Origin of the sequence: Flavobacterium cauense R2A-7, assembly GCF_000498475.1 — a bacterium.
Classification (GTDB): domain Bacteria; phylum Bacteroidota; class Bacteroidia; order Flavobacteriales; family Flavobacteriaceae; genus Flavobacterium; species Flavobacterium cauense.
Map to the genome: position 1 here is coordinate 189,774 of NZ_AVBI01000001.1, position 20,190 is coordinate 209,963.

The 20,190-nt window shown below is 39.8% G+C and carries 19 protein-coding genes; 7 read left to right on the forward strand and 12 right to left on the reverse strand.

Annotated elements, in window-relative coordinates:
* Positions 1 to 2: 2 nt before the first annotated feature.
* The 6 genes from FCR2A7T_RS00865 to trmB all read right to left on the reverse strand — a co-directional run bounded on the left by FCR2A7T_RS00865 (position 3) and on the right by trmB (position 4,471).
* The gene (locus FCR2A7T_RS00865) at positions 3 to 1,061 is read right to left on the reverse strand and encodes an NAD(P)/FAD-dependent oxidoreductase (protein ID WP_023569370.1); all 1,059 of its coding nucleotides are present in this window, start codon (positions 1,059 to 1,061) and stop codon (positions 3 to 5) included.
* Between the two features lie 195 nt (positions 1,062 to 1,256).
* Positions 1,257 to 1,496: a NifU family protein gene (locus FCR2A7T_RS00870; protein WP_023569371.1), complete on the reverse strand. Its 240-nt coding sequence runs from the start codon at positions 1,494 to 1,496 to the stop codon at positions 1,257 to 1,259.
* Positions 1,497 to 1,575: 79 nt separating this feature from the next.
* Positions 1,576 to 2,706 carry an Mrp/NBP35 family ATP-binding protein gene (locus FCR2A7T_RS00875; RefSeq protein ID WP_023569372.1) on the reverse strand — a complete coding sequence of 377 codons (1,131 nt, stop codon included), beginning with the start codon at positions 2,704 to 2,706 and terminating at the stop codon, positions 1,576 to 1,578.
* 126 nt (positions 2,707 to 2,832) lie between these two features.
* Positions 2,833 to 3,165: an MGMT family protein gene (locus FCR2A7T_RS00880; protein ID WP_023569373.1), complete on the reverse strand. Its 333-nt coding sequence runs from the start codon at positions 3,163 to 3,165 to the stop codon at positions 2,833 to 2,835.
* A 1-nt stretch (position 3,166) separates the two neighbouring features.
* Positions 3,167 to 3,796, reverse strand: coding sequence for a LysE family transporter (locus FCR2A7T_RS00885; protein WP_023569374.1), 630 nt, complete (start codon positions 3,794 to 3,796; stop codon positions 3,167 to 3,169).
* Positions 3,797 to 4,471 carry a tRNA (guanosine(46)-N7)-methyltransferase TrmB gene (trmB, locus tag FCR2A7T_RS00890; protein WP_035116965.1) on the reverse strand — a complete coding sequence of 225 codons (675 nt, stop codon included), beginning with the start codon at positions 4,469 to 4,471 and terminating at the stop codon, positions 3,797 to 3,799.
* 153 nt (positions 4,472 to 4,624) lie between these two features.
* Here trmB and FCR2A7T_RS00895 point away from each other — a divergent pair, with 153 nt between their 5' ends.
* Entirely contained in the window at positions 4,625 to 5,686 is a 1,062-nt protein-coding gene (locus FCR2A7T_RS00895) for a glycosyltransferase (protein WP_023569376.1), read from the forward strand.
* Here the strand turns inward: FCR2A7T_RS00895 and FCR2A7T_RS00900 are convergent.
* Positions 5,660 to 6,703, reverse strand: coding sequence for a sensor histidine kinase (locus FCR2A7T_RS00900; RefSeq protein ID WP_035116784.1), 1,044 nt, complete (start codon positions 6,701 to 6,703; stop codon positions 5,660 to 5,662). The genes FCR2A7T_RS00895 and FCR2A7T_RS00900 overlap by 27 nt on opposite strands.
* Positions 6,704 to 7,387 (reverse strand): response regulator transcription factor, encoded by a 684-nt coding sequence (locus FCR2A7T_RS00905; RefSeq protein ID WP_023569378.1) that lies wholly within the window; start codon positions 7,385 to 7,387, stop codon positions 6,704 to 6,706. It abuts the gene before it with no gap.
* A 195-nt stretch (positions 7,388 to 7,582) separates the two neighbouring features.
* On the opposite strand from FCR2A7T_RS00905, the gene FCR2A7T_RS00910 reads away from it, so the two are divergent.
* From FCR2A7T_RS00910 to FCR2A7T_RS00930, 5 genes are all read left to right on the forward strand, one after another.
* Positions 7,583 to 10,333 carry a TonB-dependent receptor gene (locus FCR2A7T_RS00910; RefSeq protein WP_023569379.1) on the forward strand — a complete coding sequence of 917 codons (2,751 nt, stop codon included), beginning with the start codon at positions 7,583 to 7,585 and terminating at the stop codon, positions 10,331 to 10,333.
* Between the two features lie 187 nt (positions 10,334 to 10,520).
* Entirely contained in the window at positions 10,521 to 11,705 is a 1,185-nt protein-coding gene (locus tag FCR2A7T_RS00915) for a hypothetical protein (protein ID WP_035116786.1), read from the forward strand.
* A gap of 116 nt (positions 11,706 to 11,821) precedes the next feature.
* Complete coding sequence (locus FCR2A7T_RS00920) at positions 11,822 to 12,163, forward strand: T9SS type A sorting domain-containing protein (protein ID WP_023569381.1); 342 nt, start codon at positions 11,822 to 11,824, stop codon at positions 12,161 to 12,163.
* Positions 12,164 to 12,269: 106 nt separating this feature from the next.
* On the forward strand, positions 12,270 to 14,177 hold the full coding sequence (locus FCR2A7T_RS15070; protein WP_023569382.1) for a T9SS type A sorting domain-containing protein: 1,908 nt from the start codon (positions 12,270 to 12,272) through the stop codon (positions 14,175 to 14,177).
* A gap of 68 nt (positions 14,178 to 14,245) precedes the next feature.
* Positions 14,246 to 15,226: a LuxE/PaaK family acyltransferase gene (locus tag FCR2A7T_RS00930; protein WP_023569383.1), complete on the forward strand. Its 981-nt coding sequence runs from the start codon at positions 14,246 to 14,248 to the stop codon at positions 15,224 to 15,226.
* On the opposite strand, the gene tyrS is transcribed toward FCR2A7T_RS00930, so the two are convergent.
* Positions 15,219 to 16,508, reverse strand: coding sequence for a tyrosine--tRNA ligase (tyrS, locus tag FCR2A7T_RS00935; RefSeq protein ID WP_023569384.1), 1,290 nt, complete (start codon positions 16,506 to 16,508; stop codon positions 15,219 to 15,221). The genes FCR2A7T_RS00930 and tyrS overlap by 8 nt on opposite strands.
* A gap of 215 nt (positions 16,509 to 16,723) precedes the next feature.
* On the opposite strand from tyrS, the gene FCR2A7T_RS00940 reads away from it, so the two are divergent.
* On the forward strand, positions 16,724 to 17,728 hold the full coding sequence (locus tag FCR2A7T_RS00940) for an NAD-dependent epimerase/dehydratase family protein (RefSeq protein WP_023569386.1): 1,005 nt from the start codon (positions 16,724 to 16,726) through the stop codon (positions 17,726 to 17,728).
* Here the strand turns inward: FCR2A7T_RS00940 and FCR2A7T_RS00945 are convergent.
* From FCR2A7T_RS00945 to FCR2A7T_RS00955, 3 genes are read right to left on the reverse strand one after another with little or no spacing between them, the layout of a single operon-like run.
* The gene (locus FCR2A7T_RS00945) at positions 17,694 to 18,083 is read right to left on the reverse strand and encodes a DUF4296 domain-containing protein (RefSeq protein WP_023569387.1); all 390 of its coding nucleotides are present in this window, start codon (positions 18,081 to 18,083) and stop codon (positions 17,694 to 17,696) included. The genes FCR2A7T_RS00940 and FCR2A7T_RS00945 overlap by 35 nt on opposite strands.
* A gap of 1 nt (position 18,084) precedes the next feature.
* Positions 18,085 to 19,425, reverse strand: coding sequence for a dihydroorotase (locus FCR2A7T_RS00950; RefSeq protein WP_023569388.1), 1,341 nt, complete (start codon positions 19,423 to 19,425; stop codon positions 18,085 to 18,087).
* 4 nt (positions 19,426 to 19,429) lie between these two features.
* Complete coding sequence (locus FCR2A7T_RS00955) at positions 19,430 to 20,152, reverse strand: polyprenol monophosphomannose synthase (RefSeq protein ID WP_023569389.1); 723 nt, start codon at positions 20,150 to 20,152, stop codon at positions 19,430 to 19,432.
* Between the last annotated feature and the right edge of the window lie 38 nt (positions 20,153 to 20,190).

Below are 20,190 nucleotides of genomic sequence, written 5' to 3' on the forward strand. Positions count from 1 at the left end.
ATTTAATCGATTGATTTTACTACTGCTTTTTCGGCTTCTTTTCGACTTCCGTCAAAGCCATCGATTCCGGAAACCGTAGTGTATTTCAATACATATTTTTTTCCCGGATTGATGCGGTTGTAGACACTCTGACACATTAAGGTTGCTTCGTGGAAGCCACACAAAATCAGTTTTAATTTCCCAGGATAAGTATTCACATCGCCAATGGCATAAATCCCTTCAATATTGGTCTGGTAATCCAAGGCGTTGTTTACTTTGATGGCGTTCTTTTCGATTTCCAGTCCCCAATTCGCAATAGGACCCAATTTTGGGGTCAACCCGAAAAGCGGTATGAAATAATCGGTCACTACATTCATGCGGGCGCCGTTGACTTCAATATCCACCGACTCAATGCGCTCCGAACCTTTAAAACCAATCACTTCACCCGGAGTAATCATCTTGATTTTTCCGGCCGATTTCAATTCCTGTACTTTTTCCACAGAATCCAAAGCACCGCGGAACTCGTTTCTGCGGTGTACCAAAGTTACCTCTGAAGCCACATTGGAAAGGAAAATACTCCAATCCAGCGCCGAATCGCCTCCTCCGGAAATCACCACTTTTTTGCCTCTGAATTTTTCGGGATCTTTTACGAAATATTCCACGCCACGGTCTTCCTGTTCGTAGAATTCCAAATCTTTTAAAATAGGTTTTCTCGGTTCGAAACTTCCCAAACCACCAGCAATGGCAACTGCTTTCGCTTTATGTGCCGTTCCTTTGTTTGTGGTTACGATAAATGTTCCGTCGTCGAGTTTATCAATTTTTTCGGCAATTTCACCCAAGGTAAATCCGGGTTGGAATTGCTTGATTTGTTCCATCAGATTGTCGATAAGTTCGCCGGCACCTACTGAGGGATAACCTGGAATATCGAAAATCGGTTTTTTGGGATATAATTCGGTTAACTGTCCGCCGGGTTGTGGCAAACCGTCAATGATATGGCATTTTAATTTTAAAAGTCCGGCTTCAAAAACGGCAAAAAGTCCTGTTGGACCCGCACCGATAATTACTATGTCTGTTTCAATCATTATTTTAAAGTTGCTGAGTGACTAAGTTACTGAGGAACAAAGTTACTAAGTTGTATAATTTCCAAACATGATTAATGTCAGGTTTTGCGTTAGGGATAGGAGCGGCATCCTTTTTTAAGGGGCGTTGAGGCTCTCGAAACGCCCCTTAAAAAAGATAGAGCGGATAGCCCGACCCTTGAGGAACGCCCAAAAAAATTACGCTATGTTTACCACGGTTTCAATTTGTGGCGCGTATTTTTTAATCGTGGTTTCCACCCCTGCTTTCAAAGTCATCTGGTTGATTTTACAGGACGTGCAGGCACCTTCCAAACGTACTTTTACGTGCTTTCCTTCTTCGATTCCGATTAGAGTGATGTCGCCACCATCGGAATTTAAAAACGGACGGATTTCATCCAATGCTTTTTCTATCGTTAACGTAAGTTCTTCTGTATTCATTTTTTCAGAGTATTGGATGGTTGGATTGTTAGATGATTGGATTCTAAAAATTACGACTTATTTCTAACAATCTAACAATCTATTTTTTATTTACCGCAGAACAGCCTGCCATGGTGGTAATTTTAATTGCTTCGGTTGGCGGAAGGTTGTCGTTTCTTTTTACGGTTTCAGACACCACGCTTCTTGCCAATTCCTCAAAAGCAGTTTGCACTGCCGTTGCAGTTTGTAATGCTGCCGGACGACCGTAATCGCCTGCTTCACGGATACTTTGTACAATCGGCACTTCACCTAAGAACGGTACACTTAAATCTTCTGCAAGATTCTTGGCGCCTTCTTTTCCGAAGATGTAATATTTGTTGTTCGGTAATTCTTCCGGAGTGAAATAGGCCATGTTTTCGATGATTCCCAATACCGGCACATTGATGCTCTCGTTTTGGAACATTGCCACGCCTTTTTTAGCATCGGCCAAAGCTACGGCCTGTGGCGTACTTACCACAACCGCTCCCGTGATAGGCAACGACTGCATAATCGACAAATGAATGTCGCCCGTTCCCGGAGGTAAATCGACCAACATGAAATCCAATTCGCCCCAATCGGCATCGAAAATCATTTGGTTCAAGGCTTTTGCCGCCATTGGACCTCTCCAGATAACCGCCTGATCCGGACTGGTGAAGAATCCGATAGACAAAATCTCAACGCCATAACTGGTAATCGGTTTCATTTTTGATTTTCCGTCTACCTCAACTGAAATCGGTTTTGATTTTTCAACATCGAACATTATTGGCATGGAAGGACCGTAAATATCGGCATCCAAAACACCTACTTTAAAGCCCATATTGGCCAAGGTTACCGCTAAATTTGCCGTAATGGTTGATTTTCCAACACCGCCTTTTCCAGAAGAAACCGCAATAATGTTGCTGATTCCGGGAATGGATTTCCCTTTGATTTCGGGTTTTTCAGGAGCTTCTACCTTAATATTTACCTTAACTTTTGCTTTGTCGTAGATTTTCTCATGAATGACTTTGATGATATCCACTTCGGCACGTTTTTTAATATGCATCGCAGGAGTTGTCAATAATAAATCTACCACTACTTCATCGCCAAAAGTGATTACGTTTTGTACCGCACCGCTTTCGACCATATTTTTTCCTTCTCCTGCGATGGAAATGGTTTCCAAAGCGCCAAGAATTTCTTTTCTGTCTAATTTCATATTATTATGGGACTACTTTAAATCTTTCTTTTTCAGCCCTTTATTAAGACTGAATTTAGATTGCAAAGATAATCTGAAAAGTTCAATAGGAAAAAGAGAAACGGGAAAAGTTTTGTGAATTATTTATTAAAATTGCACTTCCGGCTGCCAGAAATGTTTATCGAAATCCACTATCTGATTGTTTTTCACTTTCACACCTTCGCTTTCGAGCAATTGTTGCATCAGATTGGTTCCGTCAAAATGGTGTTTTCCGGTTAACATCCCAATTCGGTTTACCACACGATGGGCCGGAATATCTTCTTTTAAATGGGAAGCATTCATCGCCCAACCTACCATTCTTGCAGAACGGGCAGCTCCTAAAGCCTTGGCAATAGCACCATAAGACGTTACTTTGCCGTAAGGAATCTGACGGGCAACCTCATATACTCTTTCGAAGAAATTGGCGTTATCCGCAGCCATGTTAACTGTTGATGATTTTGAAAAGCGTAACCAGGGATATGATTCCGGTAACGGCACCAATAATATAATTACCGTTGGTCATTAAAAACGAGGGCTTGTCTTTTTCTTTTTTCTTGAAGAATAAAATGTAGAGGTAGAAAATTAAAAACGAACCTACCACAGCCCCCAAAACGAAAAGCCAAATATAGGATTGATTAAAGAAAAACCAACCTTTTCGGGAGAACCATACGCTCAGGAAAACATAGTACGGTATTGGCAATAAATTTAAAAACGAAAGCAGCATACCCAGAAAAAAACGACTGGTTTTACTCTTCATTTTAAGCTCTTCCTGCTGTTTCTTTTTCTTTTTTCCAGCCCAGAAAAAATAGACCGTAAGACCGGAAAAAATAAAAAGTCCGATTTCCTGTAAAAGTACAATCACATCGGGATTGCTGTCGATGAATTTAGCGAATAAAACTGCGATATAGGTTTGAAAAACAACTGTCACGCTTGCCCCTAAAGCAAAAATAACCGCTCTGCTTCTGCCGTCAATCGCACTCACTTTTGCCGCTGTCATGTTCAGCAGTCCCGGAGGAGCAACCCCAACCGAAGCGGCTGTAAATCCTAATATAAGCGGCAAAAAGTAATTCATCTATTTAATTTTAAACTGAATATAGGTAATCGGTTTGTTTTGTTCTAAATACTGACTTTCGTAAAACGTTTGAATTGCCGTTACCACTTCGGGAGCACCTTCATTTTTATAAACGTTATGGTTGGCGTAAACCACCTCATGTCCTTCGCCGTGCAACAACCCAAGTGTATAACCGTGCATGAATTCGCTATCGGTTTTCAGGTTCATCACCCCGTCTTTTTTCAATATTTTTTTATAGCGTTGCAAAAACTCGGAATTTGTCATTCGGTGTTTGGTACGCTTGTATTTTATTTGCGGATCCGGGAAGGTAATCCAGATTTCATCTACTTCATTTTCGGCAAAACAATGCTCGATTAATTCAATCTGGGTGCGCAAAAAGGCCACGTTATGCATTCCATTCTCTACCGCCGTTTTAGCTCCCCTCCAAAATCGTGCCCCTTTGATGTCGATTCCGATAAAATTTTTCTCCGGATAGCGATTCGCCAGTCCGACCGAATATTCACCTTTACCACAACCCAATTCCAAAACAAGGGGATGGTCGTTTTTAAAAAACTCCTTATTCCACTTGCCTTTCAACGGAAACTCATCATTTACAACTTCTTCTCTTGTTGGCTGAAAAACATTATCAAATGTAGCGTTTTCCTTAAATCTTTTTAACTTATTTTTACTTCCCACGACTTTATTTAAAATTTTGGTAAAATTAAGGAAATATACCGCAATAAAAATAGTTTTACTTTGCAGTATTATTTCGCGGTCAAAAATAACCATTGTATTATAAATATTTGGTTATTAAACAGTTAAAAAAATCAATACTTTCGGGTTTGTAAAATGCAGAAAAAAAGAATTTTAGTCGCGCCTTTAAATTGGGGATTGGGTCATGCTACGCGATGTATTCCCATCATAAAAGCATTGGAAGAGAACGGCTTTGAACCCGTGATTTCTTCCGATGGGATTGCCCTGGCGTTGCTGAAAAAAGAATTTCCGGAGTTGACCGCATTGGAACTTCCTTCCTATAAAATTCAGTATGCGCAGAACGGGGAAAATTTCAAATGGAAGCTTTTCAAACAGATTCCGAACATGTTCCGTGCCGTACGAAATGAGCAAAAACAAACAGAAAAATGGCTCGCGGAATATCAGATTGACGGCATTATTTCAGACAACCGATTAGGCGTTCATTCCAAAAAAGTGCCTTCTGTTTTTATTACGCATCAATTAAATGTTCTAACCGGGAATACGTCATGGTTTACCACAAAAATCCATCATTTGTTCATCAAAAAATTCAACATTTGTTGGATTCCCGATGTTGCCGGAAAACCGAATTTATCAGGGAAACTAGGGCACTTGGCAAAAACCAACCTCAACATAAAATATATTGGTCCGCTTAGTCGTTTGCATAAAAAACCCATGGAGGAAATTTATGATTTGATGGTGCTTTTATCCGGACCCGAACCCCAACGCACCCTTCTGGAAAACAAACTTCATGAAGAGCTGAAAAACTACGACGGTAAAATCGTTTTCATCCGCGGTGTAGTAGAAAACGAACAGAAAATTACCTCGCGTTTTAACATTACAAGCTATAATTTCATGAATTCTGCAGAATTGGAAACGGCTTTCAATCAGAGCAAGATGGTTTTATGCCGATCGGGTTACACTACCATTATGGATTTGGCGCAATTGGGTAAAAAAGCGTTTTTTATACCAACGCCCGGACAATACGAACAGGAATATCTGGCCAAAAAACTAAATAAAAAAGGATTGGTTCCGTGCTGCAAACAAGACGATTTTAAAGCCGCACGTTTGCTTCAGGCGGATTTGTACAAAGGATTGCAAAATGTCGCTAAAGAAACAGTAACCTGGCAGGAATTATTTGGTCTTTTCGAGGGTAAATGAGAATTCGGAACCGAAACCGTGCTTGCTTTCCACGTAAATTTTCTCGTTGTGCGCTTCAATAATATGTTTTACGATGGACAGCCCTAAACCGGAACCGCCTTCGGAACGCGCCCCGCTTTTATCGACTCTGAAAAAACGTTCAAACAAACGCGGAATGTATTTTTTCTGAATCCCTTCACCATTATCGGTCACACGGACAATCACTTTATTGTTCACCAAATCTTCAATACTCACTTCGGTCGTTCCGTTTTCTTTTCCGTATTTGATGGAATTCATAATCAGATTCGTGAGCACCTGTTCGATTTTCTCCTGATCGGCAAAAACCATAATCGGCTTGGTGTATTTCATATCGAACATCAGCATGATGTTCTTTTCATCGGCTTTCATCTCCAGCAAATCAAAAACACTCTGCACCACATCCACGATATTAAACTCAGACAGTTTTAAATTCAGATCGCCGGTTTCCAGTTTGGTGATCATATCTAAATCTTTCACAATATAAATCAGTCGCTCCACCCCTTTTTCGGCACGTTCCAAATATTTTTTGCGAATGGTTTTATCGTTCATCGCGCCGTCCAGCAAGGTAGAAAGATAGCCCTGAACGGTAAACAAAGGCGTTTTCAATTCGTGGGAAACGTTTCCCAAAAACTCTCTTCGGTATTCCTCGCGGACTTTGAGTGACTCAATTTCTATTTTTTTCTCTTTGGCAAACTTCTGAACATCCTGCGTTAAGGTTGCCATGTCGGTAGTAATCGGTTGGCTTCGCAAAGTAGTAGAATCCAACAGCGAAACGTCATCGTAGATTTTTTTCACTCTTTTATAGATGAATTTTTCTACGCGGTATTGCAGTACAAAAAACGAAAAGGCTAAGGTTGCCAATCCGAAAAGAGCAATGAACTGATAGTTGATTTCAAAAAAAAAGTACAATAAAATAGCCGTAAAACCCGTCGCAAACAAGGATATGTAAAACGATGACTTTACGGCAAATTTGTATGATTTCTTGAAATTGATGCTCATTTACAATTCCAGCTTGTAGCCTACTCCTTTAATGGTTTTAAACAAATCGTCGCCGATTTTCTCTCTTAATTTTCGGATGTGTACGTCGATGGTTCTTCCGCCCACAACCACTTCATTACCCCAAACCTTGTCCAGAATTTCTTCGCGTTTGAATACTTTTCCGGGCTTGGAAGCCAACAGATAAAACAACTCGAATTCTTTTCGCGGTAAAATGATTTCTTTTCCGCTGCTGATGATTTTATATTCCTCGCGATTGATCTCGATATCGCCAATTTTTAAAACATCCGATTTCTGCTCGTCTTCTTTCAGCCTTCTTAACAATGCCTTCACCTTGCTTACCAATAATTTCGGTTTGATGGGTTTGGCTATATAATCATCGGCTCCGGCATCAAAACCGGCAACCTGGGAATAATCTTCGCTTCTGGCGGTCAAAAAAGTAATGATTACGTTGGCCAGTTCGGGAATCTTACGAATGTTTTCACAAGCTTCCATCCCATCCATTTCCGGCATCATCACATCCATAATAATAAGATGCGGCAATTCTTTTTTGGCTTTGGTAATCGCTTCTTTACCATTTGTCGCCGTTACAATCTGATAGCCTTCCTGAGATAGGTTGTATCCTACAATTTCCAGAATATCCTGTTCGTCATCAACCAATAAAATCTTAATGTCTTTCTTTTTCATAAATGGACACTGTTATGTGTTTTCGGGTTGTAAAGGTAAAGATAATACAAAAAGACTGACATTCCATTCTGTGTGTTAACGATTATTTAATGTCTTAACAATTTAGTAATAAATGCCAAACAAAAGCATAACAACCGAGTAACTTCAAGTTAACCTTACCGGAGTTCCTTTGCAGCAAAATTAAATAACACAACGATGAAACTTAAATTTTTAGTAACAGCATTTTTATTTACCCTGGTTGCATTTGCACAAAAGGGCACTGTTACAGGAACCATTACGGACAAAGACATGAATAATGAAGCGCTGTCTTTTGCCACTGTAATGATTAAAGGAACTACTATTGGAGTAAACACTGACGAACAGGGAAAATACTCCTTATCTGTACCAGAAGGAAACCATGTATTGGTTGTTTCTTTCTTAGGTTACGAAAGTATTGAGATTCCATTTACCGTTAAAGCTAACGAAACAAAAATTATCGACCAGGGATTAGGTTCGAAAGGCGTTGAACTACAAGATGTTGTTATCAAAGTAGAACAAAGCCGTCAAAAAGAATCAGCCCTTTTGGTAGAACAGAAAAAAGCGGTAGACATCAAACAGACTATCGGCGCACAGGAGCTTTCCAGAAAAGGAGTTAGTGATGTAGCTACTGCGATTACCAAAACTACCGGTATTACCAAACAGGAAGGTTCCGGAAACATTTATGTGAGAGGATTGGGTGACCGTTACAATTCGACAACCATGAACGGATTACCGATTCCGTCAAACGATCCTGAAAAGAAAAACATCAACCTGGAAATTTTCCCTACTGATATCGTGGAATTGGTTTCCATTGATAAAGTATACAACGGAAAAATGTATGGTGATTTTGGTGGCGGTAACGTAGATATCGTTTCTAAAGATTTTAAAGGAAAAAGCTATTTGAAAATAGACATGTCCACCAGTGCCAATACTAATGCCGTATCGGAAAAGAATTTCACCCTTCAAAAAGGATACAACGCATTCGGATTCAGCAATCCAAGCAATCCGTCTACCATCAAAACCTACGAATTCAACACCTTACAATTGGAAGGAAAATCACCTTATTCCGGTTCTTTCGGACTATCCGGCGGTAAATCGTTCAATATCGGATCGGAAGGCAAACTGAGCTTGTTCGCTACCGGATCGTTCGGAAACGAATACACCTCAAGACAAAACGGAACAGCCAAAAACGGCGTAAACGGTGATGCGAGTTTAATCAACAAAAACTTTGAAAACTATTCTTCCATCGGATACAACACCAATACAACCGGTTTGGCGAACATCGGATATAAAATCAACAGAAACCATAAACTTAGTTTTAACTCGATTTTCATCAATTCGTCTAGCCAAACCAAAAGCGAATACTACGGTTATATCGCTGATTTAGCGAACGACGGTAACGGTTTGATTCGTCGTATGCAATACGAAAAGAACACTTTGTTTATCAATCAGTTATTAGGAGAACACACGTTTAACGACAGAATAAAAGCAACTTGGGGCTTGGGCAGAAACACTATTGATGGCGACATGCCGGACCGTGTTACCAACACGTTCATCAAAACCAACGGACAGTATCAGATTCCTTCGCAGTCCCGTCCGGACAATAACCGTTATTTCCAAAGACTGACCGAAGAAGAAAATGTAGCAAACGTTGCGATTGATTACAAGTTCAAAAAAGATGCCAACGGCGACTTTAAAGGAAAATTAACAGCTGGTTACAATGGCCGCTCGAAAAGCAGAACGTTTAAAGCCACGCAATTCAACTTGAAATCGAAATCGCCTTATACCAGCATGTTTGTTGATCCAACCAATCTGGATACTTTCTACAACCAACAGAATTACGCAGCCGGTTATTTTGAAATTTTCACTTACACCGGAGGAAAAGACGACACCAACGCTTTATTACCTCAAAAATATACGGGTGACCAATACATTCACGGAGGATTTTTAACTTCCGAATACAAATTCAGTGATAAATTAACAGCTTCGTTGAATTTAAGAACCGAATCAATTTATCAGAAAGTAAAATGGAAAACCCAATTGGATCCGATTGGCGATAAAGACGATTTCGACAAAATGGCTTTTTTACCGAGTTTAGTGATGAAATATGAATTAAACGAAAAACAAAACCTGCGTTTCGGTGCCAGCAAAACCTACACTTTACCGCAGTTTAAGGAAAGAGCCTTGTTCGTATACGAAGACGTTACCGAGGTAAAAATCGGAAACCCGGATTTGTATCCTTCCGATAATTACAACATCGATCTTAAATGGGAAATGTTCCCTAAGTCGGAAGAAATCATTTCGATTGGTGCTTTTGGTAAATACATCAAAAACCCGATTAACGAAATCACCATTGCTTCTTCTACGAATGACATTTCTTATGTAAATACCGGAAACAAAGGATATGTTGCCGGAATCGAAGCCGAATTCAGAAAAATTTTATTCGACACCGGTGAAAACAACAGTCGAAAAATCACCGCCGGATTGAACGCTTCTTATATGTATACGACTCAGGACCTGGATGGTAAGAAGGTTGGTAATGAAACCCGTTACGAAGTGAACTTTTCCAAAGACAAAGCCGCGTTTACCGGAGCTTCCCCATTATTGTTAAATGCTGACATCTCTTTCTTAAAAGAATGGAACGACAAGAACAATAACCTTTCCGCAACTTTAGCCTACTCTTATTTCTCCGACAGGTTGTATGCCATCGGAACGAATTACAAAGGCGATCAGGTAGACAAGGCTGTAGGTTCGTTGGACTTCATCCTTAAATCCAAATTAAACAAAAACCTGGGATTAGGAATTAACGCCAAAAACCTCCTAAACCCTAAAATTCGAAGAGTACAGGAAAACGATAATGGCGACGTGACCCTATTGTCATACACCAAAGGACTTAATTTAAGTTTAGGACTATCCTATCAATTCTAAAACACAAAACAGAGCGCCAGGAGTCGCTCTGTTTTTTTTTTAAAAGTCCCTAGCATTAAGCGACTAACATTAAATTAATATAAAAATGCGCTTAATTTAAACAAACGTTCATACAGTCTTAACGCAATTGAAATTAGTATTAAGCAACTTTGCCTCATCAAACATAACTATTAAATTAATCAAGAAAATGAAAAAATCATTCTTAAAATTATTCGGTCTTTTCGCAATGTCGGCAGCCGTATTAACAAGCTGTACGAAATCAGAAGATGACGAGCCAACACCTCCTTCCTCTTCTTTTGTTGTAGATGCTAACAATTTTCAAGGAACCATAACAGACGGAACCGTTACTTTAAATGCCGGTTTGATTTATAAATTAACCGGTAAAATTCAGGTAAACAACGGTGCAACCTTAACCATTCCTGCAGGAACAAGAATTGAAGGAATGAACGGAACAAGTTCTTATATTGCCGTAGCACAAGGCGGAAAAATAAATGTTTTGGGTACAGCGGCAAGTCCGGTAGTATTCACAAGCGGTAAAACCACCAAAGCAGCCGGTGACTGGGGAGGATTGGTAATTTGCGGAAAAGCCCCTATCAACGTAGGTACGGTTACAGCACAATCTGAAGTGGCCGATTTAACTTACGGCGGTACTATTGCCAATGATAATTCGGGTTCAATCGAGTATTTAAGAATTGAATATGCCGGTGCCGCTTTTAACGCTACAAAAGAATTTAACGGAATTTCGTTCTTCGGAGTAGGTTCAGGAACAACTGTTTCTAACGTGGAAGCATATCACGGCGCTGATGACGGTTTTGAATTCTTCGGCGGAACTGTAAATACCTCAAACATGATTTCTATCGGTAACGAAGACGATCAATTTGATTGGACAGAAGGCTGGAACGGAACCAACACGAACTGGTACGGAAAATTAGATTTCGGAAAAGGAAACAGAGGAATTGAAGCCGACAACTACGAATTCAACTTCACCGCTTCTCCAAACTCAAACCCAACCATTTCGAATTTAACTTTAGTAGGACCTGGAAGTACTGCAGATGCTGTAATCTATGGAGAAAACCAAGCTCTTAAACTAAGAAGAGGAACTAAAGGTTTGTTTTCAAATGTGGTTTTAGCCAATTGGAAAACTGGTTTCGATGTAGAAAGCGACGAATGTATTGCAGCGGTTACTGCCTTAACATTAAAAGCTACTGATGTTAACTATACTTCAGATGTTGCTACAAAAACAAAAGGAAAAAACACTGCCGCAACAGCTGTTGATGTTACTGCCATGGCAACAGAATCGGCTTCTGCCACAGGTGCAGGTAACGGAACAGCAGCGCCAACATGGGCCGCACAATGGTCAGTAGGTTTCTAATTACAACCGATTGAAATCAAATAAAAACCAAACAAAAAACGCTCTTTATGTTAAGAGCGTTTTTTTTGGCATAAACTTTGAAATATTTTTTTTATATTTACACAATATTAGTTCACATGAAGAAAAATTACTTTTATATTATTCTTATCGCGCTTTCCTTATTTTCACTGACCGCTTCGGCTCAGGAAGGTAAAAGTGGCGTTGTGGGCAAAACTCAGGAAAGCACTATTGAAGGGTTAAGCATTTATCCTAATCCGACCAATGGCGATAAAATTTATATCGTTTCCAAACTGGCGCTTGAAAAAGAAATCGAAATTTTTGATGTTCTAGGCAAGCGCATACTCCAAACTACCCTCAGTTCCAAAGAACTAAATATTGGCAACCTCAATGCCGGTGTTTACATTATTAAAATCAGAGAAGGAGAAGCTTCGGCCACCAGAAAGCTGATTGTTAAATAATTACATTTTTAGTCGTTCATCGATTTAATCTTAAATTTACATAGAAAAGTTTTACATTTTGTAAATACTGCTTATCTTTGTCGTCCAATTTTTAAAATTCATTCACATGAAAAAAATTTACGCTTTATTGTTAACACTAACAGTTAGCACACTTTCTTTCGGACAGGTAAACTATCTTAACGACAGTTTTAACTATGCCGATAACAGTTTATTAACCGCTAACGGTTGGACAGCTCACAGTGGCGCAGGAACTCAAGCCATTGACGTAGGAGCTTCGAACGGTTTAACTTATGCCGGATATAACGATGGCGGCGCCAGTATTACAGGAGTAACCGCAGGAAATGCCGCTAAACTGGACAACAATGGAGAAGACGTAAACAAAGCTCTTACCACTGCCCCAACAGCCGGAACAACAATATACATTTCATTCCTGTTGAATGTTTCTAATGCTAATGCAGGTTACTTTATGCATTTATCCCCTACTGCAACCGGTACTCAAACGGCAAGAGTTTTCGTAAAACCATCAACAATTGATGCAGTAAACAAATTCAATATCGGTATTTCCAATACCTCAACCGGAGTATTTGCAGCCACTCCAACAGAATTAAATTTAAATACTACCTATTTAGTTATAATAAAATATGACAATACCGCAACCGGTTCGGTAAGCCTTTGGATAAAATCCAGCGGAATCCCCGCAACAGAAGCTGCAGCCGGACCAGCAGAAGTTTCAGCATCCGGAAGTGGTAACGCAGCCATTGACAGAATTTGTTTAAGACAATTCAGCGCTACACAAAACGAAATCGTTGATGCATTATACATTTCTTCAACTTGGTTAGGAACAGCACCATGCAGCTTAAGCTTAGGTTTAGAAACCGCAGTTTGTGACGCTGTAACTTTAGCAATTGACACTTACACTGCCACAATTCCTTTTACAGGAGGAAACAGCGGAACTTACAATTTATCCTCTAATGTGGGAACAATCGGAGGTAACAACCCTTCAACAACTGCATCTGGAAATATCATTATTACAAACATTCCTGAAGGAACTAACGCAACCCTAACTATTACAGGAACTTGTGGATTAAGTAAAGTTATTGCTGCCCCACAATGCAAACCGGTTAATACTTTACCTTACAGCGAACCTTTCAACTATACTGTAGGAACCGCTTTAGGCACAACACAAAGATGGTCTAATGTTAACACAGGAGACGACATCTTAGCTGTTGCCGGAAGTCTAACTTACCCTGGTTTAACATCTTCAGGTAATTCTGTAGCTTTTGATAATGGTGGTATCGATTGTATCACTACTTTCACTGACACAAACACAAACACTTTGTTTACAGGATTCTTAATGAAGGTTACTGACAACACTGCAATGGTGGAAGGAAGTCAAGATTACATTGCCGTTTTAACAGAAGACGGAAACTTCAGAGCACGATTATTCCTTAAAAAAACAGGCACAACTTACCAATTTGGATTAGCTTCATCAGGCACAACTACTACAAACCTTTCCTCAGGATTCTTTAATGTTGGTGATGTCGTTTATGTAGTTATGGCTTATGATTTTGCTACAAACGATCTAAAAGCTTGGTTCAACCCAACAGTTGCTACTTTCAGCGCTGCAACAGCTGCAGATCTAACAGAAGCAATGGCAGCCACTCCTATTGCCAAACTAAACGGTTTCATGTTACGTCAAGGAAATTCAAACGGAACTCCGTTTACTACAGTTGATGAACTTAGAATTGCTACAACAGTAGCGCAATTAGGTGTTCAAGAAAACAACATCTCCGGATTAAACATTTACCCTAACCCGGCTAACGATTTCTTACACATCACTACTTCAGCTAACGGCGTGAAAACTGTAACGATTTATGATGTAGTTGGAAAACAGGTTTTAAACACTACCACTGCAAACGAAGTAATCAACGTTTCTTCATTAAACGCTGGTATTTATATGGTTAAAATTACTGAAGAAGGAAAAACAGCAACTAGAAAATTAGTTATCAAATAATTCCTTTTTACCTTATACAAAAAGCATCAACGAAAGTTGGTGCTTTTTTATTTTTGTACATTTGTAACATGTTATCGACGTCCGACATTTTCCACATTGCTTCTAAAAAAGAGTTTGAAAAAATCACGCTCAAGGTTTTTCGTTACCAATACGATAACAACTCAGTATATCAAAACTTTTGCAACTTACTAAAGAAGAACAAAACAAACGTAAAATCGATTTCCGAAATCCCGTTTTTACCGATTCAGTTTTTCAAAACTCATGAAGTTGTAAGTTCAATGGCACCGATTCAGATTACGTTTACCAGTAGCGGAACCACAGGGATAGCAACCAGCCGTCATTTGGTAACCGATTTAAATTTCTATGAAGAAAGTTTCCGATTAGGGTTTTCGCAATTTTACGGTAATATTGAAGATTATGTAGTTCTGGCATTGCTCCCTTCGTATCTGGAAAGAGAAGGCTCGTCGCTAATTTACATGGCAGAAGATCTGATTAAAAGCTCCAACCATCCGGAAAGTGGTTTTTATTTGCACAATTACGACGAACTCATTGAAAAACTGATTGCTTTGGACAACTCCGGACAAAACGTTATTCTACTTGGCGTTACTTATGCTTTACTGGATTTGATTGAAAAGCAAAATTTCCATCTAAAAAACACCATCATCATGGAAACCGGCGGCATGAAAGGCAAGCGCAGGGAAATCATCCGTGAAGAATTACACGAGCTGCTTTGCAAAGGTTTCGGCGTTTCCAAAATCCATTCCGAATACGGCATGACCGAATTGCTTTCACAGGCTTATTCGTTAGGCGACGGTATTTTCGAATGTCCGCCCTGGATGGAAATTCTGATCCGCGACACCGAAGACGCTTTAAGTTATGTAGCCGAAGGAAAAACCGGCGGTATCAATGTAATTGACCTAGCCAATATCAATTCGTGTTCGTTTATCGCCACGCAGGATTTGGGCAAAAAAAATCCCAACCATTCTTTCGAAGTGCTGGGACGTTTTGACAATTCTGATATTCGCGGTTGCAACCTGATGGTTATTTAACCCTGATCACGTAATAATTTTTCTTTCCTTTCTGCAACAACAAAAACTGATTGTTAATCAAATCCTCTTTGGTGATGATTCGGTCTTCTCCGACTTTCTCTTTATTCAAAGAAATGGAATTTTGTTTCAACTCTCTGCGCGCATCGCTATTAGAAGCCAAGAAGTTGGTTTTGGCTGCCAATGCGGCAATCATATCCAAACCTTCGTTCAAATCTGTCATAGCAATTTCCGCCTGAGGAACACCATCAAACACTTCTAAAAACGTTTTTTCATCCAACTTTTTCAGCTCCTCCATCGATGGGCTAAAAAAAGCACTGGAAGCGGCAATCGCATTTTCCAAATCTGCTGCAGAATGTACCATTATTGTAATTTCTTCCGCTAAACGTTTTTGCAACACTCTTAAATGTGGTGCTTCGTTATGTTCGGCAATTAATTTTTCAATCGTTTCTTTGTCCAAGAAGGTGAAAATCTTTATGTATTTTTCAGCATCAACATCTGATGTGTTTAACCAATATTGGTAAAATTTGTAAGGCGAAGTTCTTTCCGCATCTAACCAAATATTTCCACCTTCCGATTTCCCAAATTTTGTACCGTCTGCTTTTGTGATTAGCGGACAAGTTAACGCATAGGCTTTTCCGCCCTCAATTCGACGGACCAATTCCGTACCCGTGGTAATGTTTCCCCATTGGTCGCTTCCTCCCATTTGCAGCGTACATTTTTTAGCACGGTATAAATGTAAAAAATCGTATCCCTGAACCAATTGGTAGGTAAACTCCGTGAACGACATTCCTTCCGAAGTTTCTCCGGTTAATCGTTTCTTCACCGAATCTTTCGCCATCATGTAGTTTACTGTAATGTGTTTTCCCACATCGCGAATAAAATCCAAAAACGAAAACTCCTTCATCCAATCGTAATTGTTAACCAATTCGGCAGCGTTTGGTGCATCGGAAGTAAAATCTAAGAATCGTGCCAACTGTCCTTTAATCGCCTCCTGATTGTGACGCAAAGTAGCTTCGTCCAATAAATTTCTTTCATTGGATTTTCCCGAAGGATCGCCAATCATTCCGGTTGCTCCGCCTACAAGTGCTAATGGTTTATGACCGCTTAATTGAAAATGTTTCAACAACATCACTCCAACCAAGTGCCCTATATGCAATGAATCGGCGGTTGGATCAATCCCCACATACGCCACACGCATCTGCTCCATCAAATGTTCTTCTGTGCCTGGCATTACGTCGTGGAGCATTCCTCTCCAAGTCACTTCTTCAATAAAATTTTTCATGTCTGTATTCAATTTCCACAAAGATAAACAGAATTAGGAATTAGGAATTAGGAATTAGGAATTTTTGAAACGAATCCTTCCGGAAATGCCGGGAATTTATTTTCCTGATTTGTATCACGCCCAGCGTTTCGGTTAATCAGAACTAAAAAATAAGCACCCGTATTTTGCAATCAAAAAAAAGGCAATTCCTAATTCATAATTCGTAATTTCGCCATATGATATTAGTTACAGGCGGAACCGGTTTGGTAGGAGCACATCTTCTACTGCATTTACTTCAGAAAAATGAAGCGGTTCGCGCTATTTACCGTTCGGAGAAAACCATCGAAAAAACCAGAAACCTTTTTCGTTCGGAAAACCAAATGGATTTGTTTGAAAAAATCGAATGGATCGTAGCCGATATCACCGACATCCCCGCCTTGGAAAAAGCATTCCAAAACGTTACACAAGTCTACCATTGTGCCGCACTGATTTCGTTTGACACGAATGACGAAGCTCTTTTAAGAAAAGTAAACATAGAGGGCACGGCCAATGTGGTAAATTGCTGTATCGATTTTAAGGTTAAAAAACTATGTCATGTAAGCTCCATTGCCGCTTTGGGCGACGTGAAAGAAGGAGAAACCATCATTACGGAAGAAACCGAATGGAATCCGGAAAAAAACCACGGCGATTATGCCTTAACCAAATACGGCGCCGAAACGGAAGTCTGGAGAGGCTCGCAGGAAGGTTTGGAAGTAGTCATTGTGAATCCCGGAGTTATTTTTGGAAAAGGATTCGGAACAGCCGGAAGCGGGGAACTTCTGCAGAAAATTCAAAAAGGTTTTCCTTTCTACACCAAAGGTTTTACAGGCATTACCGCCGTTGACGATGTAGTAAAAATCATGATTCAACTCATGAACAGCTCCATTTCAGGAGAACGGTTTACCATCGTTTCAGAAAACATCATCTTTCAGAATTTGCTGAATACCATTGCCGATGCGATGCAGAAAAAAAGGCCTTACATTTATGCAAGACCTTTTATGACTTCTTTATACTGGCGAATGGACTGGTTGTTTTCCAAACTGTTTTTCCAAAAACAAAAGTTTACCAGAGCCACTTCAAAATCTTCACATTCTACCGAAATATATGATAATTCCAAAGTAATCAACACTTTGAATTTCAACTTTCAGCCCATGAAAGAATACCTGACTATTGTATCGCAGGCGTATCAGAAGGTGCAATAGCTTTTCCGGTTTCTTTTAACGACTGTTGGTTCAGTTCTTCTTTTTTGGCCGCAATGCGCTCGGAAACCTTCTTAAACAGCTTCTGGTAATTATGTGCATCAGAAGCATAATAACGATTGCTTTGGGCAAAAGACGTACTGTCGATATGATACTTCTTGTATATCATTTCATTTACCTTAACATCATTCTGTAAAAAAAACAACGGATTATTGGATTCGGCCGACTGCACTATGGCCAAATCATACAAAATATCCTCCATCACCTCTTTATCGATGAGATTTTCCGGTTTTTCCACGGCTTTTTTTCCGCAACTAAAAACGGCGAAGACAATAAATACTAAGGCTATTTTCTTCATATTATCTTTCAAATAATAAACGTTGTCCGAAACGGGCTTCCTTTACTTTGGCATTGGCATACACCAATTGTCCGTTTACAAAAGTATGCGAAATTCGCGATTTAAAATTCGTTCCCTCCAAAGGCGACCAACCACATTTGTATAAAATATTATCTTTATTGACCGTCCAAGGCAAAGCGGTATTAACAATAGCTAAATCAGCATAATAACCTTCACGGATGAAACCACGTTTTTCAATTTTGAAAATTTTAGCCGGATTGTGTGCCATTTTTTCCACGATTTTCTCCACAGAAATTTTACCCTGCAAATGCGCTTCAAACATGGCTACCACCGAATGCTGTACCAACGGTCCGCCGGATGGCGCGCTGGTATACGGATTCTGTTTTTCTTCCCAGGTATGTGGCGCATGATCGGTAGCAATAACATCGATTCGGTCATCCAATAAAGCTTTCCAAAGTCCGTCTTTGTCGGCTTGCGTTTTTACGGCCGGATTCCATTTGATTAAAGTACCTTTCGTTTCGTAATCGGCATCAGTGAACCAAAGATGATGCACACAAACTTCTGCGGTTATCTTCTTGTCTTCCAAAGGAATTTTATTGGTAAACAAATCGGTTTCTTTTGCCGTGGAAACGTGAAAAATGTGCAAACGCGCTCCGGTTTTCTTGGCCAACGCAATCGCTTTTGAAGACGACAGATAACAAGCTTCTTCACTTCGAATCAAATGATGAAATTTCATTGGAATATTGTCGCCGTATTCCGCTTTGTAGCGCTCCAGATTTGCTTTAATGGTTGCCTCGTCTTCACAATGCACTGCAATTAACATTGGTGTGCTGGAGAAAATTTTCTCCAAAACCTCTTCATTATCCACTAACATATTTCCGGTTGACGAACCCAAGAACAATTTGATTCCGGCCACATTACGCGGATTGGTTTTTAAAACCTCTTCTAAATTATCGTTTGTCCCGCCCATCATAAACGAATAGTTCGCATAGGAGGCACCGGAAGCAATTTCATATTTTTGCTCCAACAATTCCTGCGTAACAGCATTGGGAACGGTATTGGGTTGCTCGATAAACGAAGTCACCCCTCCGGCAACGGCGGCACGCGATTCGGACGCAATATCCCCTTTGTGTGTCAAGCCCGGTTCACGAAAATGTACCTGATCGTCAATGGCACCGGGAATCAGATAATTCCCTTCCGCATCAATAACCTGGGAAATGGAAGACTTGTGACTGATATCGGTTCCGATTTCCTTAATGAATTCGCCTTCAATCAGCACATCGCCTTCAAAAATCACCCCTTCATTTACAATCTTCGCATTTTTAATTAACGTTGAATTCATGCTATTATAGTGTATTGAATATTTTTTTTAATCGTAATGTAATCACCCCGAATATCGCTTCCTTAATAATCGCGTTGCTCATCTTGGACTGCCCTTTAGTTCGGTCCGTAAAAATAATCGGCACTTCGACAATTTTTAATTTATTGACAAATGTTCGGTATTTCATCTCAATCTGAAACGCATACCCTATGAATTTTATCTTATCCAGATTGATCGTTTCCAACACATTTCGTTTGTAACAGACAAAACCGGCAGTAGCATCATGAATTTTCATACCCATGATAAAATCAACATACACCGAAGCAAAATAAGACATCAGCACACGGTTGAGTGGCCAATTCACTACATTTACCCCGGTTACGTATCGGGATCCTATCGCCATATCAGCACCATTTACACAAGCCTCGTGCAAGCGTTCCAAATCTTTGGGATTATGGGAAAAATCGGCATCCATTTCAAAAATATAGTCGAAATTATTCTGTAATGCCCATTTGAAACCGTGAACATAAGCCGTCCCCAAACCGGATTTTTTGGCCCGGTTTTCAAGATGCAGTCGTTCCGGAAACTCCCGTTGCAATTCCACCACCTTCTGAGCTGTTCCGTCAGGCGAATTATCATCTACAATTAAAACATGAAAAGGAGTACTCAGCGCAAATACGGCCCGAACAATGCTTTCTATGTTTTCGATTTCGTTATAAGTAGGAATAATTACTATACCTTGGCTCATTTTACTCTAAATTTACGTGCAAAAATACGTTATTTCTA

Bases quoted from the DNA above. Each gene is read 5' to 3' on its own strand.
- FCR2A7T_RS00940 (WP_023569386.1), top strand. From the start codon at position 16,724: ATGATATTAGTTACAGGCGGAACCGGTTTGGTAGGAGCACATCTTCTA.
- FCR2A7T_RS00905 (WP_023569378.1), bottom strand. From the start codon at position 7,387: ATGAAAAAGAAAGACATTAAGATTTTATTGGTTGATGACGAACAGGAT.
- FCR2A7T_RS00885 (WP_023569374.1), bottom strand. From the start codon at position 3,796: ATGAATTACTTTTTGCCGCTTATATTAGGATTTACAGCCGCTTCGGTT.
- FCR2A7T_RS00915 (WP_035116786.1), top strand. From the start codon at position 10,521: ATGAAAAAATCATTCTTAAAATTATTCGGTCTTTTCGCAATGTCGGCA.
- FCR2A7T_RS00945 (WP_023569387.1), bottom strand. From the start codon at position 18,083: ATGAAGAAAATAGCCTTAGTATTTATTGTCTTCGCCGTTTTTAGTTGC.
- FCR2A7T_RS00880 (WP_023569373.1), bottom strand. From the start codon at position 3,165: ATGGCTGCGGATAACGCCAATTTCTTCGAAAGAGTATATGAGGTTGCC.
- FCR2A7T_RS00910 (WP_023569379.1), top strand. From the start codon at position 7,583: ATGAAACTTAAATTTTTAGTAACAGCATTTTTATTTACCCTGGTTGCA.
- FCR2A7T_RS00870 (WP_023569371.1), bottom strand. From the start codon at position 1,496: ATGAATACAGAAGAACTTACGTTAACGATAGAAAAAGCATTGGATGAA.
- FCR2A7T_RS00955 (WP_023569389.1), bottom strand. From the start codon at position 20,152: ATGAGCCAAGGTATAGTAATTATTCCTACTTATAACGAAATCGAAAAC.
- FCR2A7T_RS15070 (WP_023569382.1), top strand. From the start codon at position 12,270: ATGAAAAAAATTTACGCTTTATTGTTAACACTAACAGTTAGCACACTT.
- FCR2A7T_RS00950 (WP_023569388.1), bottom strand. From the start codon at position 19,425: ATGAATTCAACGTTAATTAAAAATGCGAAGATTGTAAATGAAGGGGTG.
- FCR2A7T_RS00920 (WP_023569381.1), top strand. From the start codon at position 11,822: ATGAAGAAAAATTACTTTTATATTATTCTTATCGCGCTTTCCTTATTT.
- FCR2A7T_RS00865 (WP_023569370.1), bottom strand. From the start codon at position 1,061: ATGATTGAAACAGACATAGTAATTATCGGTGCGGGTCCAACAGGACTT.
- tyrS (WP_023569384.1), bottom strand. From the start codon at position 16,508: ATGAAAAATTTTATTGAAGAAGTGACTTGGAGAGGAATGCTCCACGAC.
- FCR2A7T_RS00875 (WP_023569372.1), bottom strand. From the start codon at position 2,706: ATGAAATTAGACAGAAAAGAAATTCTTGGCGCTTTGGAAACCATTTCC.
- FCR2A7T_RS00930 (WP_023569383.1), top strand. From the start codon at position 14,246: ATGTTATCGACGTCCGACATTTTCCACATTGCTTCTAAAAAAGAGTTT.
- FCR2A7T_RS00900 (WP_035116784.1), bottom strand. From the start codon at position 6,703: ATGAGCATCAATTTCAAGAAATCATACAAATTTGCCGTAAAGTCATCG.
- FCR2A7T_RS00895 (WP_023569376.1), top strand. From the start codon at position 4,625: ATGCAGAAAAAAAGAATTTTAGTCGCGCCTTTAAATTGGGGATTGGGT.